The sequence below is a fragment of the Xylophilus sp. GW821-FHT01B05 genome (assembly GCA_038961845.1).
GTDB lineage: Bacteria > Pseudomonadota > Gammaproteobacteria > Burkholderiales > Burkholderiaceae_C > Xylophilus.
On the sequence record CP152408.1, the window covers coordinates 4,274,261 to 4,287,762 of the forward strand.

The following is a 13,502-nucleotide window of genomic DNA, read 5'->3' on the forward strand; positions in this document are numbered from 1 at the left end:
GTGGGAAGCGATCTTCGACAATCGGGGGTTCCCCACATCAGATCACCAGAACGAACCGGCATGGGCATCAGCCACTACATTAAGGAAATCGGCCGCGGCCCGCGTGGCGCCAAGCCGCTGGACCGCGCGCAGGCGGCCGACCTGTTCGGCCAGGTGCTGGATGGCAGCGTGACCGACCTGGAGGTGGGCGCCTTCTGCCTGGCCATGCGCATCAAGGGCGAAACGCCCGAGGAGCTGGCCGGCTTTCTGGACGCCACCGCTGCGCGCAGCACGCGCCTGCCGGCCAGCAGCCAGCCGGTGGTCGCCCTGCCCAGCTACAACGGCGCGCGCCGCCTGCCGGTGCTGACACCGCTGCTGGCCCTGCTGCTGGCGCGCGAGGGCCTGCCGGTGCTGGTGCACGGCGCGGCCACCGAATCCAGCCGCGTGCTGGCCTCTGATGTGCTGGCGGCGCTGGGCATTGCACCGCTGGCCGCCGTACGCGCGCTGGCGCCGGGCGAGGTTGCCTTTACGCCCACCGCCCTGCTCTGCCCCGGCCTGCAGCGCCTGCTGGACGTGCGCCGCGTGGTCGGCCTGCGCAACCCGGCGCACAGCGTGGTGAAGATCATGAACCCCTGCAACGGCCCGGCCGTGCTGGTCAGCAGCTACACCCACGCGCCCTATGCGGAGTCCATGGGCGCGGTGTTCGAGTTGATGGGCGCCACCGCCCTGCTGTCGCGCGGCATGGAGGGCGAAGTCGTCGCCGACCCGCGCCGCACGCCCGAGATGATTGGCTTTGTCAGCGGCCAGCGCCAGACGCTGCAAGAGCAGCAGCCCGGCACCCTGGCCACACTGCCCGGCCTGCCCGAAGACATAGGCGTGGACGCCACCGCCGCCTACACCCGCGCCGTGCTGGATGGCACCTACCCGGTGCCGGATGCGATTGCGCGGCAGGTGGCCTATATCCGGCAACTGGCAGAGGCGCAGTCCTCGCAAGTGGCCCCTGCCCTGCGGCGCAGCGCCTGAGATTTCCAGAATAGAGAACACGATGAACACCCAAGCCCCCACCACCGCCCTGCCCGGCCTGGCGCCAGGCAGTTGCACCCTCGTCGGCGCCGGCCCGGGCGACCCGGAGCTGCTCACCATCAAGGCCATGAAGGCGATCCAGGCCGCCACCGTGCTGCTGGTGGACGACCTGGTGAGCGATGCCATCGTGGCCTACGCCGCGCCCGGCGCGCGCATCGTGCATGTGGGCAAGCGCGGCGGCTGCAAGAGCACGCCGCAGGCCTTCATCGAGAAGCTGATGCTGATGGCCGTGCGCGACGGCGAGCGCGTGGTGCGCCTGAAGGGCGGCGACCCCTTCATCTTTGGCCGTGGCGGCGAAGAGGTAGAGCACCTGCGCGCCGCCGGCGTACAGGTCGAGGTCATCAACGGCATCACCTCGGGCCTCGCGGCCGTCACCTCGCTCGGCGTGCCGCTGACGCACCGCGAACACGCCCACGGCGTGGTCTTTGTCACCGGCCACGCCAAGCCCGGCAGCAGCGGCACCGACTGGCGCGCCCTGGCCGCCACCGCGCGCGACGCCAAGCTCACGCTGGTGATCTACATGGGCGTATCGGGCGCCGAGCGCATCCAGCAAGAGCTGCTCACCGGCCTGCCCGCCCACACGCCTGTCGCCATCATCCAGAACGCCAGCCTGCCCACGCAACGCCACGCCGTGGCCACGCTGGGCCGCCTGCATGCCAGCATCGCCGAACACGGGCTGGCCAGCCCCTCGGTGGTGGTGGTGGGCGATGTGCTGCAGGGCGTGGCAGCGGCCGCGCAACAGCCTGCGCAGGCCGAGGCGCGCAGCGCCTGAAGTGGCGCCAATCTGCGGCAGCCTGGGGCGGCGGATCGGCCAGGAGCGGGGCCGGCGACAGCGCTAGACTCGCCCGTCCTCACCTGCAGCCACGCCCGCCATGCTCGACAAACTCAACGATTTCACCCAGAGCCACGGCGCGCTGCCGCGCGGCAAGGGCCTGGTCACCGGCACCATCGCGCTGTCGCTGGCCATCCTGAGCTTTCTGGGCGTGCTGGCCTTTTTGTTCCCGCAGTACCTGACCACGCCCGAGCTGCGCAAGTCCTACAACGTGGACCTGATGCGGCAGATATTGCTGGTGGCGCTGACTGCGGCTGGTGGCTTGAGCCTGGTCAACATCCTGTTCAACCGCTCGCGCTGGCTGTCGGCGGCGGCCTTCTTGCTGGTGACCTCGGCGGCGCTGCTGGGCGGGCACAAGGTGCCGGTGCATGACTTCGCCGACAACACGCCCTATATCGGGCTCGACTGGTTCATCCTGGATCTGCTGGGCTCCTCGCTGATCTTCATCTTCATCGAGAAGCTGTTTGCCCACCGCAAGGAGCAGCCGGTGTTCCGCGCCGAGTGGCAGACCGATTTCCACCACTTCATCGTCAACCACATGGTGGTGGGCTTTGTGCTGCTGGCCACCAACCTGCTGGTGCACAAGCTGTTTGGCTGGGCCGCCAGCGACGGCATTCGCGGCTGGGTGCAGGGCCTTAACTTCTGGGTGGCGCTGTTCCTGATCGTGCTGGTGGCCGACATGGTCCAGTACTGGACACACCGCGCCTACCACGAGGTGCCCATGCTCTGGCGCCTGCACGCGGTGCACCACAGTGTCAAAAGCATGGACTGGCTGGCCGGCTCGCGCCAGCACATCCTCGAGCTGCTCATCACCCGCACCCTAGTGCTGGCGCCCATTTACGTGCTGGGCTTTAGCAAGGAAGTGATCGATGCCTACATCGTCATCGTCGGCTTCCAGGCGGTGTTCAACCACGCCAATGTGAGCGTGCGCCTGGGCCCGCTGCGCTATTTGATCGTCACGCCCAACTTCCACCACTGGCACCACAGCCAGGACGACGCCGCGCTGGACCGCAACTACGCGGCGCACTTCGCGTTTCTGGATTACCTGTTTGGCACCGCCGTGAAGAGCAAGCAGCTCTGGCCGGTGGACTACGGCGTGAAGGGCGACTACGTGCCCAACGGCTTCCTTGCGCAGTTCAAGTTCCCGTTTACCTGGAAGGGCTGAGGCGGCGCAGCGCGCGTTGCTTCAATTTTCATAGCTATATCCCCAGGCGCATCCTGGGCTGCAGGCATATTTCTTGCAAAACTTCGATGCCATCATTGCCGGCGCGGGCGCGGCCGGTCTTTTCTGTGCCGGCGTGGCCGCGCAGCGCGGCCTGCGCGTACTGCTGATCGACCACGCCGACAAGCTGGCCGAAAAGATCCGCATCTCTGGCGGCGGCCGCTGCAACTTCACCAACCGCGAGCTGGACCCGGCCGCGCCGCAGCGCCACTTCCTGGGGCAGAACCCGCACTTCTGCCGCTCGGCACTGGCGCGCTACACGCCGCAAGACTTCATTGGCCTGCTGCAGCGCCACGGCATTGCTTTCCACGAGAAGCACAAGGGCCAGCTGTTCTGCGACCGCTCGGCCGAAGACGTCATCAATATGCTGCTGGCCGAGTGCGCCGGCGGTGCCAGCGGCGGCAGCGTCGAGCGCTGGCAGCCCTGCCGCATCGCGGGCGTGCGCTTCTCCGATGTTGATGGCGGCCATTACGAGCTCGACACCGATCGCGGCCCGGTGCGCGCGCCGCAACTGGTGCTGGCCACCGGCGGGCTGTCCATCCCCAAGATCGGCGCCAGCGACTTCGGCACGCGGCTGGCGCGCCAGTTTGGCCTGCGCACGGTAGAGCAGCGCCCGGGCCTGGTGCCGCTCACCTTCGACGGCGCGGCCTGGGCGCCTTACGCCGCCTTGGCCGGCCTGGCGCTGCCAGTGCGGGTAGAGACCGGCGCCAAGAAGGCGCGCATGGAATTCCACGAAGACCTGCTGTTTACCCACCGCGGCCTGTCGGGCCCGGCGGTGCTGCAAATATCGAGCTACTGGCAAGACGGCGCCGCACTGCAGCTGGACTTTGCCCCCGGCACCGACGTGGCGGCCTGGCTCACCGACGCCAAGGCCCGCTCGCGCAAGCGTGTCGACAACGAACTCGCCGCCCTGGTGCCATCACGCCTGGCCGACGCCTGGACCGCGAGCGACGCCGCGCTGCAGCGCCCGGTCAACGAGGCCACGGACAAAGCCCTGGCCGCGCTGGCCGAGCGCATCCAGCGCTGGCAGATCGTGCCCACCGGCAGCGAGGGCTACCGCAAGGCCGAAGTCACCCTGGGCGGCGTCGACACGCGCGACCTGTCGCAGCAAACCATGGAATCCAAACACCCCGGCCTCTACTGCATAGGCGAGGTGGTGGACGTCACCGGCTGGCTCGGCGGCTACAACTTCCAGTGGGCCTGGGCCAGCGCGCACGCCTGCGGGCAGGCGCTACGTAAATCATAGCTAATAGCCAAGGCCACACCTGGGCTAGAGGCATACTTCCTTCAAATTCTCAAAACGCCGGCACCAGCGCACCCTTGAACTGGGTCTGGATGAAATCCCGCACCTCGGGCGACTGGTAGGCCGCCACCAGGCGCTTGACCCAGGGCTTGTCTTTGTCTGCGCGGCGCGTGGCGATCACGTTCACGTAGGGGCCGCGCGCCGACTCCTTGATCAGCGCATCGCGATCCAGCACCAGCCCCGCCTGCGAGGCGTAGTTGTTGTTGATCGCGGCCAGGGCCAGGTCGTCCAGCGAGCGCGGCAGTTGCGCGGCGTCCAGCGCCACCAGCTTGAGCTTCTTCGGGTTGGTGAGCACATCCAGCGACGTGGCGGTGTTGCGCGCCACCGCCTCGGGCTTGAGCGTGATCAGGCCGGCCGCCTGCAACAACAGCAGCGCCCGGTTGCCATTGGACGGATCGTTCTGGATGCCCACCGTGGCGCCATCGGGCAGGTCGGCAATCGACTTGAGCTTGCGCGAGTAAAAGCCCAGCGGCGCAGTGATGGTCAAGCCCACCGGCACGATGTCAAAGCCGCGGCTGCGGTTCTGGCCATCCAAAAAGGGCTGGTGCTGGAAGGCATTGGCATCCAGGTCGCCCGCCTGCAGCGCGGCGTTGGGCAATTGGTAGTCATTGAAGCTCACCACCTGGATGGTCAGCCCATCGCGCGCGGCGACCTTCTTGACCACCTCGAAGATCGCATCGGCATCACCCACCGAGACGCCAACCTTGATGGTCGTTTTGTCCTGCGCATGGGCGGGCCCGAAGGCCAGAAACACGGCGGCGAGGGCCGCCAGCGAGGCGCGGCGGGCAAGGGATTGCGGCATGAAGAGGCCTTTTCTGCAGAGTCGGTAAAACGCCCACTCTGGCAGACGCACCCCGCGGCCGGAACGACCAATGGCGCATGTGGATATGCGCAGAATGTGCGCCGCTGCCTTGCAGCCCCGGCTTCAAAGGCTATAATGTTCGGCTTTGCTGGCAAACCTCCGTCGGCCAATACTAGTTATAGACGGGGAATCGCCGCGTACGGTGCCCAGGCTCGATCTCCTGGACACCCTCTGCCGGCACATATTCGGAAAACATGACGTAATGACGACCATTCGTGTAAAAGAAAACGAGCCCTTTGACGTGGCTCTCCGCCGCTTCAAGCGCACCATCGAAAAGCTCGGCCTGCTGACCGACCTGCGCGCTCGTGAGTTTTACGAAAAGCCCACCGCTGAACGCAAGCGCAAGAAGGCTGCGGCCGTCAAGCGCCACTACAAGCGCGTGCGCAGCATGCAGCTTCCCAAGAAGCTGTACTGATCGCAGACGAAGGCCCCAGGCCTTCCATGCAAAACCCGCGCTCGGGACGCCAGGCGCGGGTTTTTGCGTTTCCGCTCCCTATTTTTCCATTCGTTCACCAGGAGACCCCATGGCACTCAAGGACCAGATCACCGACGACATGAAGACCGCGATGCGCGCCAAGGACAGCCAACGCCTGGCCACCATCCGCCTGCTGCTCGCCGCCCTCAAGCAAAAGGAAGTGGACGAGCGCGTGGAGCTGGACGATGCCGCCGTCGTGGCCATCGTCGACAAGATGATCAAGCAGCGCAAAGACTCCATCGCCGCCTTCCAGCAAGCCAACCGCACCGACCTGGTCGACCAGGAAGCCGCCGAGCTGGCAGTGCTGCAGGCCTACCTGCCCGCCCGCCTGAGCGCCGACGAGATCACCGCCGAAGTGCAAGCCGTCGCCGCCGAAGTGCAGGCCGAACTGGGCCGCGCGCCCACCCAGGCCGACATGGGCAAGCTCATGGCCGCCGCCAAGGCCCGCCTGGCCGGCAAGGCCGACATGGGCCAGGTATCCGCAGCGGTGAAGGCCGTGCTCGCCAAGCAAGGGTAAACCCTTGTTTTTCGGGCGCTGGTTTACCGGCGCTTGCAAAAACCCGCGCAAACCTGACGCGCGGCGTTAACTTCAGGGCATCTGGAACGTTCTAAGTCCTATGCCCTCCTTCTCTCTTCTTGTTGTACTGCGCCGCTTCGGCATGGCTGCCGCGCTGCTGGGCGCCACGCTGGCCCTGGCCCAAGAGGCCACGCCGGTAGACCCGCCCACGCGCATCGCGCGCTTTGACAGCATCTACGGCACGGCCCAGCACCAAAGCGCCGCCGACAGCCAGACCCGCCCAGCCGATCCCAACTGGCCGATCGCCCCCGGCGACCGCGTCTGGACCGAGCCCGCCGCGCGTGCCGTGCTGGACAGCGGCGGCGCCACGCTGCGCCTGGACGGCAGCACCGTCGTCGAATTCACCACGCTGGACGACAGCACCACGCAGGTCCAGCTCACACAGGGCACGCTGGGCGTGCGCCTGTACGCCACCGACCCCAACCAGCGCTACGAGATCGACACCCCCAACCTGGCCCTGGTGCTGGTGCGCCCGGGCACCTACCGCCTCGACGTGGACCCGGCGCAAGGCATCACCCGCGTATCGGCACTGCCTGGCGCCAACGGCATCGTCTACGGCGAAGGCGGCCAGTCCCTCACGCTGGAGGGCGGCCAGCGGCGCGACTTCGTCGGCCGCGGGCTCAGCTCGCCGGGCCAGCTCTACGGCATCGCCGGCGACGCCTTCGACGGCTGGCAGGCCGACCTGGACCGCGCCTCCGACCAGTCGGTATCGGCCACCTACGTGTCGCGCGACCTGCCCGGCTACCAGGTGCTGGACAACTACGGCGACTGGCAGAACGACAACAGCTACGGCGCCGTCTGGTTCCCGCGCGCCGTCGCCGCCAACTGGGCGCCCTACCGCGACGGCCGCTGGGAATGGATCGCCCCCTGGGGCTGGACCTGGATCGACGACGCGCCCTGGGGCTTCACCCCCTTCCACTACGGCCGCTGGGCCCAGGTCGGCAGCCGCTGGGGCTGGGTGCCGGGCCGGGCCGGGCCTCGGCCGGTGTACTCGCCCGCGCTGGTCGGCTTCGTCGGCGTGGGTGGCGGCGCCACCGTGCCCATGGGCTCGGGGCGCCCCGGCGTGGCCTGGTTCCCGCTGGCGCCGGGCGAGCGCTGGCGGCCGGCCTTCCAGGCCAGCCCCGGCTACCTGGCGCGCCTGAACCGCTCAGGCCAGGTGCGCGACCACGGCGACCAATACCAGTTCCAGTCGCGCCCCGGCGCGGTCACCGCCCTGCCCAGCGACAGCTTTGGCAGCCGGGGCCGCGGCCAGCGGCAGCAGATGGAGACGCTGACGGCCGGCGCCCTGGCCCAGGCCCGCCCGGTGATGCCGCCGCCCTTCAGCGGCGCGCTGGCGCCCAGCCGCCCCGGCATGCCGGCCGCACAGCCCTTCCGGCTGCCGCCCGGCCAGCCCATGCCGCCCAACACCTCCATGCCCGACCAGTTGCGCCAGCAACAGGCTGATCGGCAGCGCCAGCAGTTCGAGATGCAGCAGCAGCTGCAACGGCAGCAACAGCCATTCCGCGACGCGCAGCAGAACCAGAACCGCCCGCCACCGGGCTTCGACCCGCAGCGCGGCCAGATCGAACGCCAGCAGCGCGAGCAGCAAATGCAACAGCAGCAGCAACAACAGCAGATGCAGCAGGACCAGCAAATGCAGATGCGCCAGCGCATGGAGCAGCAACGCCAGGGCCAGATGCGTGACGAGCAGATGCGCGCCGCAGAACAGCAGCAGCGCCAGATGCAGCAACAACAGCAACAGGCGCAGCAGATGCAGCAAGAGCGCCAGATGCAGATGCAGCGCGAACAGGCCGCGCGCCAGCAAGACATGCAGATGCGCCAGCGCATGGAACAGCAGCGCGCCGAGCAGCAACAACGCCAGATGCAACAGCAGCAGCAACAGGCCCAGCAAATGCAGCAGATGCAAATGGAGCGCCAACAGCAGCTCCAGCAACAACAGCAGCAGATGCAGCAGCGCATGCAGCCGCAGCAGCGCCCGCAAGAAGGACGGGAAGGCCGCCCGCAGTTTCAGCGCGAGCGTGGCGACCGAGGCAGTTAGCGGCGATGCCGCTCAATGGGTCCCGTTCGCCCTGAGCGGCATATTGATTTAGCCAGCGGTGGGCAACCGGGCCTAGCTACCCGCCACCTTCATGCGGTCGACCAGGATCGAGCCAACCGTCTTCGCGCCGTAGTTGTAGGTGTCCGCGCCCACCGCCTGGATGCCCTTGAGCATGCGCCCCAGGTTGCCGGCGATGGTGATCTCTTGCACCGGGAAGGCGATCTCGCCCTTCTCCACCCAGAAGCCGCTGGCGCCGCGCGAATAGTCGCCGGTGACGTAGTTCACGCCCTGCCCCATCAGCTCGGTCACGAACAGGCCGGTGCCCAGCTTCTTGAGCATGGCGGCCAGGTCGTCACCCGGCTTGGTCAGGCGCGAGGACAGCACCAGGTTGTGCGAACCGCCGGCGTTGCCGGTGGTCTTCATGCCCAGCTTGCGGGCCGAATAGGTGCTGAGGAAGTAGCCCTGCACGCGGCCCGCGTCCACCACCTTGCGCGCGCGGGTGCGCACGCCTTCATCGTCAAAGGGCGAGCTGCCCTTGCCGCCCTTGATGAACGGGTCTTCGTCGATGTCGATGTGGTCCGGAAACACCTGCTTGCCCATCGAGTCGAGCAAAAAAGTGCTCTTGCGGTAGAGCGCGCCGCCGCTCACGGCCTGCGTGAAGCCGCCCAGCAGGCCGGCGGCCAGCGGCGATTCGAACAGCACCGGGCATTCGGTGGTCGGGATCTTGCGTGCGCGCAGCCGTGCCAGCGCGCGCTCGGCGGCGTAGCGGCCCACCGCTTCAGGGCTGGCCAGGTCGGCGGCGTTGCGCATGGAGCTGTACCAGGCGTCGCGCTGCATGTCGTCGCCACGGCCGGCAATCGGCGCGACCGACATGCTGTGGCGCGAGCTGGCGTAGCCGCCACGGAAGCCGCGCGTATGCGCGCTGAAGAAATGCGACTGCTGGGCGGACACGCCGGCGCCTTCGCTGTTGGTGATGCGGCGGTCGGTGGACAAGGCAGCGGCCTCGCAGGCCATGGCCATGCGCGCGGCGCCTTCGCTGTCAATGGCCCAGGGGTGGAACAGGTCCAGGTCGGGCTGCTCGGTGACGATGTCTTCGGCATCCGGCAAGCCGGCCATCGGGTCTTCGGCGGTGAAGCGGGCGATGTCGTAGGCGGCCTGCACGGTCTGCTGGATGGCGGCCGTGGAGAAGTCGGAGGTGCTGGCGTTGCCGCGGCGCTGGCCGAGGTAGACGGTCACGCCCAGCGACTTGTCGCGGTTGCGCTCAACGGTCTCCAGCTCGCCCTTGCGTACGCTGACACTCAGGCCGCAGCCCTCGGAGGCCTCGGCGCCGACGTCGGTGGCACCGAGCTTCTTGGCATGGGATAAGGCCGCATCGACAATCTCTTCGAAAAACGCGCGGCTGTAGCTGAAGCCGCTGGCGGCTTCGGTCGGGGATGGGGTCTTCATGGCGAGGGCTATGATACTTGCCGCCCTCCCTTCGCATCTTTCCTTGCCTCTAGCCGCGTCAAGCGGCCGCACCCAGCCTCCCACCATGTCACGCAAATTCAAGAAAGGCTACTTCGTCCGCGGCCAGTTCGTAGCCGAGGGCAGCGAGCTCGATATCGAGCTCAAGCGCGAGCTCAAGGGCATCGACGACGTCCGCACTGCCAGCCGCACCGACCTCAAGAAGGAAAGCGATGAGCTGCAGGAACTGGGCGAAGCCCTGCTGACCCTGCGCGCCGATCTGCTGGCCCGCCTCGACCTGCCCGAGAAGCTGGCCGACGCCGTGGAAGAAGCCAAGCGCATCACCAATTTCGAGGGCAAGCGCCGGCAGATGCAGTTCATCGGCAAGCTCATGCGCAAGCTCGACGAGCCCGCCCGTGAAGCCGCCCGCGAAGCGCTGCAAGAGCAGCGCAGCGGCTCGGCACGCGACACCATGACCCTGCACGAAGCCGAGCAAACCCGCGCCGCGCTGATCGCCGGCGACGAGGCCGTGCAGCGCTGGATCGAACGCTTCCCCGGCACCGACACGCAGCAACTGCGCGCCCTGGTGCGCCAGGCCCGCAAAGACGCCGTGCCCGAAAAACCCGGCCTGGCGCCACGCCATGGCCGCGCCTACCGCGAGATTTTCCACCTGGTGCGTGCGCAGCTCGGTGGCCAGGAAGCGCCCACCGACAACGACACGGCAGAAGAGGGCGATGACTGATTCCGCGCCCGAGCCGGTACGCATCGGCATCGTCTCGATCAGCGACCGCGCCAGCAGCGGCGTCTACCAGGACCAGGGCCTGCCCGCGCTGCAGGACTGGCTGGGCCGCGCGCTGAAGAACCCGATCACGTTCGAGCCCCGGCTGATCCCGGACGAGCAGGCCACCATCAGCGCCACGCTGATCGAGTTGGCAGACGCCGGCTGCGCGCTGGTGCTGACCACCGGCGGCACCGGCCCCGCGCCGCGCGACGTCACGCCGGAGGCCACGCTGGCCGTGGCCGACCGTGAGCTGCCGGGTTTTGGCGAGCAGATGCGCCAGATCAGCCTGCGCTTTGTGCCCACCGCCATCCTGTCGCGCCAGGTCGGCGTGGTGCGCGGCCAGAGCCTGATCCTGAACCTGCCAGGCCAGCCCAAGGCAATCGCCGAGACGCTGGAAGGCCTGAAGAACCCCGACGGCAGCCAGGCCGTGCCCGGCATCTTCGCCGCCGTGCCTTATTGCATCGATCTGATTGGCGGGCCGTATCTGGAAACGCAAGACGCGGTGTGCAAGGCCTTTAGGCCCAAGTCGGCGCAGCGGCCGGTGCGTTAAGCGCCTACGGCGCTTCGTTTTGCTGAGCCAGAAGGGCATGCGCCCCCGGGCTATTGCTGGCCACAAAATCATCGAATGCAGCCCGGATGCTGATGACCGGCAGGGTGCCCGCAGACCGCTGCATCTCGGCACCCAGGCATGTGCCTGTGCCCGTGCCTGCGTTGCGCAGCAGCGAACAGGCATGCGTCTGCACATAGCCCGCCTCAGCGTCCAGCACGCCAGAACCCGAACTCGCGGCAATGGCCGCATAGAGCGCCTCGGCCCGGGCGGAGATCGATGTGAGCGTGTCCGTGTTGATCCGTGCAGCCCCCAGCGTCTGGGCGATCTTGGCAACGTCGGCCTGCAAGGCCGCCTGCAGCGCCTCCTCCCGGCTTTCGGAGAACAGCACATAGCGTGCACGCAGCTGGTAGTAGGTCAGGTAATTGCGGTGCGACTTGAACAGGCTCTCCGCGCTGCCCGGGAGTGATTTTTCCTTGGCTCGCGCCGCGAAGTCGCTCCCCAAGCGCAGGCTGGTGATGCGCGGCTCGCCCAGGATCAAGAATCCGCTCAGCTTGCGCTTGCCGGCCGCCGATACCTTGGCAGCATCACCCGCAGTGAGGCTGCCGGAGGCCTCCACCTCACGCTCCCAGCGGGTCACGATGACGCCGGACGTACTGGAGAGCTTCTTCGTCTCCGCCAGCAACGGGATCAGGCCGGCCGGGTTGCGCGCCGCAACCGTTGCATCGCGCGCGTCCTCCACCTTTTTCGCATCCGACAGGCCATCGTTTGGATAGAGGGCTTGCAGCGCCGCCAGGATGCCAGACGTGCCCTCGGCCGGCCCGGTCTTCAGCGCCGTCAGCGCGGCATCGAGGGCTGCACTCTTCAGCTCCAGCCGTACTGCCTCTGCAACCTTGGCCTGGGACTCCTGCAGTTTGTCGCGCAGCTCGACCAGGCCCGCCAGCGTCACGTCGCCCCCCTTGGCACAATGCGCCGGCACGAGGTTGCCGTCGCCGTCACGCGTGTCAGTAACCGCCTTGCAGAAGCGCCGCTCCACAATCTCGGACGCCCCCGGCACCAGCCTAGGCGTCATGCTGTCGGGCAGATCGCTGCGCTCGGGGAAGAAGCGAGCCAGTTGCTCGCGGATCGACCATTTGTCCGGATCGGTCGTCAGTGTGCCGACGACCTCCTCCGGCCCCAAGCCGGTCACATTCACCGCGCGCACAAGCCGCAGGCCATAGGCGCCGTACTCGCTGTCGGAGACAGTACCCAACTCGGTCAGCGCGACCCGCATGGGCGAGCCGCCCGCACAACCAGCCAGCAGCGCTACCAGCGCGATCACCAGATAGCCCAGGAATCGGGGGCCGCGCACGGCCGCCTTCATGCTCAATCTCATCTTGGTTCCTCCCAGGCGACATCGCCTGCTCCGGCCCAATTCTTAGGGATTTCCAGCGCGAGCGCATCCCCAGAAATGATGATGAACCCTACCGCGCGAGAAGAAAACTGATAGCACCATGCCCAGTCAACACCTGCATTTCAGCAATAAAACCACCTGAAACGCAGGCTACCCGCCGGCATTAAGCTATCAAATCAGAAGCACTCGCTACTTGCCCACCAAGTCATTGAGCTTGGCAGCGGCAAAGCTTTCTTCCAGCGCCGCGTCCTGCGGCACGCAGTCGCCGCCACGGCGGCCTTGCGACAGGGCCTCGATGGCCTGCCACAGCAGCGCGATCTGGTGCTCTTGCGACGAGGCGTTGTCGATCAGGCCCTTCATGGCCTGGCTGACCGGGTCGTCTTCCTGCGTCACGCCGTAAGCCGAAAACTTGCGCTCAGGCGTGGCGTCGGCGCTGGCGCCTTCCTTCGACAAGATGATGCGCGCCGGAATGCCCACCGCCGTGGCGCCTGCGGGCACTGGCTTGATGACCACGGCATTGCTGCCGATCTTGGCGCCGTCGCCCACGGTGAAGCCGCCCAGCACCTTGGCGCCGGCGCTCACCACCACGTCGCGCCCCAGCGTCGGGTGCCGCTTGGCGCCCTTGTAGAGCGAGGTGCCGCCCAGGGTCACGCCCTGGTAGATGGTGCAGCCGTCGCCGATCTCGGCGGTTTCGCCCACCACCACGCCCATGGCGTGGTCGAAGAACACGCGCTCGCCCAGCACCGCGCCGGGATGGATCTCGATGCCGGTCAGCCAGCGCGCGATGTGCGAGATGAAGCGGCCCAGCCACTTGAAGCCACGCTGCCAGCACGCATGCGCCAGCCGGTGCAGCACCACCGCGTGCAGGCCCGGATAACAGGTGACCACCTCCCACGCACTGCGCGCGGCAGGGTCGCGGTCGAGGATGCACTGGATATCGGAACGCAGGCGACGGAACATGGGTTCT

13 protein-coding genes are annotated in these 13,502 nt (G+C 67.6%); 9 read left to right on the forward strand and 4 right to left on the reverse strand.

Going from position 1 to position 13,502, the window contains the following annotated elements; translation table 11 throughout:
• Positions 1-60: 60 nt before the first annotated feature.
• From ybiB to AAFF27_19915, 4 genes are all read left to right on the forward strand, one after another.
• Complete coding sequence (gene ybiB, locus AAFF27_19900; protein XAH22262.1) at positions 61-1,002, forward strand: DNA-binding protein YbiB; 942 nt, start codon at positions 61-63, stop codon at positions 1,000-1,002.
• A 22-nt stretch (positions 1,003-1,024) separates the two neighbouring features.
• The gene (gene cobA / locus AAFF27_19905; GenBank protein ID XAH22263.1) at positions 1,025-1,834 is read left to right on the forward strand and encodes a uroporphyrinogen-III C-methyltransferase; all 810 of its coding nucleotides are present in this window, start codon (positions 1,025-1,027) and stop codon (positions 1,832-1,834) included.
• A 100-nt stretch (positions 1,835-1,934) separates the two neighbouring features.
• Entirely contained in the window at positions 1,935-3,059 is a 1,125-nt protein-coding gene (locus AAFF27_19910) for a sterol desaturase family protein (GenBank protein XAH22264.1), read from the forward strand.
• 73 nt (positions 3,060-3,132) lie between these two features.
• Positions 3,133-4,362 carry an NAD(P)/FAD-dependent oxidoreductase gene (locus tag AAFF27_19915; GenBank protein XAH22265.1) on the forward strand — a complete coding sequence of 410 codons (1,230 nt, stop codon included), beginning with the start codon at positions 3,133-3,135 and terminating at the stop codon, positions 4,360-4,362.
• A 49-nt stretch (positions 4,363-4,411) separates the two neighbouring features.
• Here AAFF27_19915 and AAFF27_19920 read toward each other — a convergent pair whose 3' ends face one another.
• Complete coding sequence (locus AAFF27_19920; GenBank protein ID XAH22266.1) at positions 4,412-5,221, reverse strand: MetQ/NlpA family ABC transporter substrate-binding protein; 810 nt, start codon at positions 5,219-5,221, stop codon at positions 4,412-4,414.
• 262 nt (positions 5,222-5,483) lie between these two features.
• On the opposite strand from AAFF27_19920, the gene rpsU reads away from it, so the two are divergent.
• The 3 genes from rpsU to AAFF27_19935 all read left to right on the forward strand — a co-directional run bounded on the left by rpsU (position 5,484) and on the right by AAFF27_19935 (position 8,371).
• A complete protein-coding gene (gene rpsU, locus AAFF27_19925) occupies positions 5,484-5,696 on the forward strand; it encodes a 30S ribosomal protein S21 (GenBank protein ID XAH22267.1) in 213 nt (70 codons plus the stop codon).
• Between the two features lie 109 nt (positions 5,697-5,805).
• A complete protein-coding gene (locus AAFF27_19930) occupies positions 5,806-6,273 on the forward strand; it encodes a GatB/YqeY domain-containing protein (GenBank protein XAH22268.1) in 468 nt (155 codons plus the stop codon).
• Between the two features lie 100 nt (positions 6,274-6,373).
• Entirely contained in the window at positions 6,374-8,371 is a 1,998-nt protein-coding gene (locus AAFF27_19935) for a DUF6600 domain-containing protein (protein ID XAH22269.1), read from the forward strand.
• Positions 8,372-8,443: 72 nt separating this feature from the next.
• On the opposite strand, the gene pmbA is transcribed toward AAFF27_19935, so the two are convergent.
• Positions 8,444-9,817, reverse strand: a complete 1,374-nt coding sequence (gene pmbA / locus AAFF27_19940; GenBank protein XAH22270.1) for a metalloprotease PmbA — start codon at positions 9,815-9,817, stop codon at positions 8,444-8,446.
• Between the two features lie 85 nt (positions 9,818-9,902).
• On the opposite strand from pmbA, the gene yjgA reads away from it, so the two are divergent.
• Both yjgA and mog read left to right on the forward strand, forming a co-directional pair.
• Positions 9,903-10,556, forward strand: coding sequence for a ribosome biogenesis factor YjgA (gene yjgA, locus AAFF27_19945; GenBank protein XAH22271.1), 654 nt, complete (start codon positions 9,903-9,905; stop codon positions 10,554-10,556).
• Positions 10,549-11,145 carry a molybdopterin adenylyltransferase gene (gene mog / locus AAFF27_19950; protein ID XAH22272.1) on the forward strand — a complete coding sequence of 199 codons (597 nt, stop codon included), beginning with the start codon at positions 10,549-10,551 and terminating at the stop codon, positions 11,143-11,145. The genes yjgA and mog overlap by 8 nt, the downstream gene beginning before the upstream one ends.
• 4 nt (positions 11,146-11,149) lie before the next feature.
• Here mog and AAFF27_19955 read toward each other — a convergent pair whose 3' ends face one another.
• The gene (locus tag AAFF27_19955) at positions 11,150-12,517 is read right to left on the reverse strand and encodes a hypothetical protein (protein XAH22273.1); all 1,368 of its coding nucleotides are present in this window, start codon (positions 12,515-12,517) and stop codon (positions 11,150-11,152) included.
• A 207-nt stretch (positions 12,518-12,724) separates the two neighbouring features.
• The gene (cysE, locus tag AAFF27_19960; GenBank protein ID XAH22274.1) at positions 12,725-13,495 is read right to left on the reverse strand and encodes a serine O-acetyltransferase; all 771 of its coding nucleotides are present in this window, start codon (positions 13,493-13,495) and stop codon (positions 12,725-12,727) included.
• Positions 13,496-13,502: the final 7 nt, after the last annotated feature.

What these genes read in the sequence shown, in the direction of transcription:
- mog (XAH22272.1), top strand. Translation starts at nt 10,549, where the DNA reads ATGACTGATTCCGCGCCCGAGCCGGTACGCATCGGCATCGTCTCGATC.
- AAFF27_19955 (XAH22273.1), bottom strand. Translation starts at nt 12,517, where the DNA reads ATGAGATTGAGCATGAAGGCGGCCGTGCGCGGCCCCCGATTCCTGGGC.
- AAFF27_19920 (XAH22266.1), bottom strand. Translation starts at nt 5,221, where the DNA reads ATGCCGCAATCCCTTGCCCGCCGCGCCTCGCTGGCGGCCCTCGCCGCC.
- ybiB (XAH22262.1), top strand. Translation starts at nt 61, where the DNA reads ATGGGCATCAGCCACTACATTAAGGAAATCGGCCGCGGCCCGCGTGGC.
- rpsU (XAH22267.1), top strand. Translation starts at nt 5,484, where the DNA reads ATGACGACCATTCGTGTAAAAGAAAACGAGCCCTTTGACGTGGCTCTC.
- cobA (XAH22263.1), top strand. Translation starts at nt 1,025, where the DNA reads ATGAACACCCAAGCCCCCACCACCGCCCTGCCCGGCCTGGCGCCAGGC.
- yjgA (XAH22271.1), top strand. Translation starts at nt 9,903, where the DNA reads ATGTCACGCAAATTCAAGAAAGGCTACTTCGTCCGCGGCCAGTTCGTA.
- pmbA (XAH22270.1), bottom strand. Translation starts at nt 9,817, where the DNA reads ATGAAGACCCCATCCCCGACCGAAGCCGCCAGCGGCTTCAGCTACAGC.
- cysE (XAH22274.1), bottom strand. Translation starts at nt 13,495, where the DNA reads ATGTTCCGTCGCCTGCGTTCCGATATCCAGTGCATCCTCGACCGCGAC.
- AAFF27_19930 (XAH22268.1), top strand. Translation starts at nt 5,806, where the DNA reads ATGGCACTCAAGGACCAGATCACCGACGACATGAAGACCGCGATGCGC.
- AAFF27_19935 (XAH22269.1), top strand. Translation starts at nt 6,374, where the DNA reads ATGCCCTCCTTCTCTCTTCTTGTTGTACTGCGCCGCTTCGGCATGGCT.
- AAFF27_19910 (XAH22264.1), top strand. Translation starts at nt 1,935, where the DNA reads ATGCTCGACAAACTCAACGATTTCACCCAGAGCCACGGCGCGCTGCCG.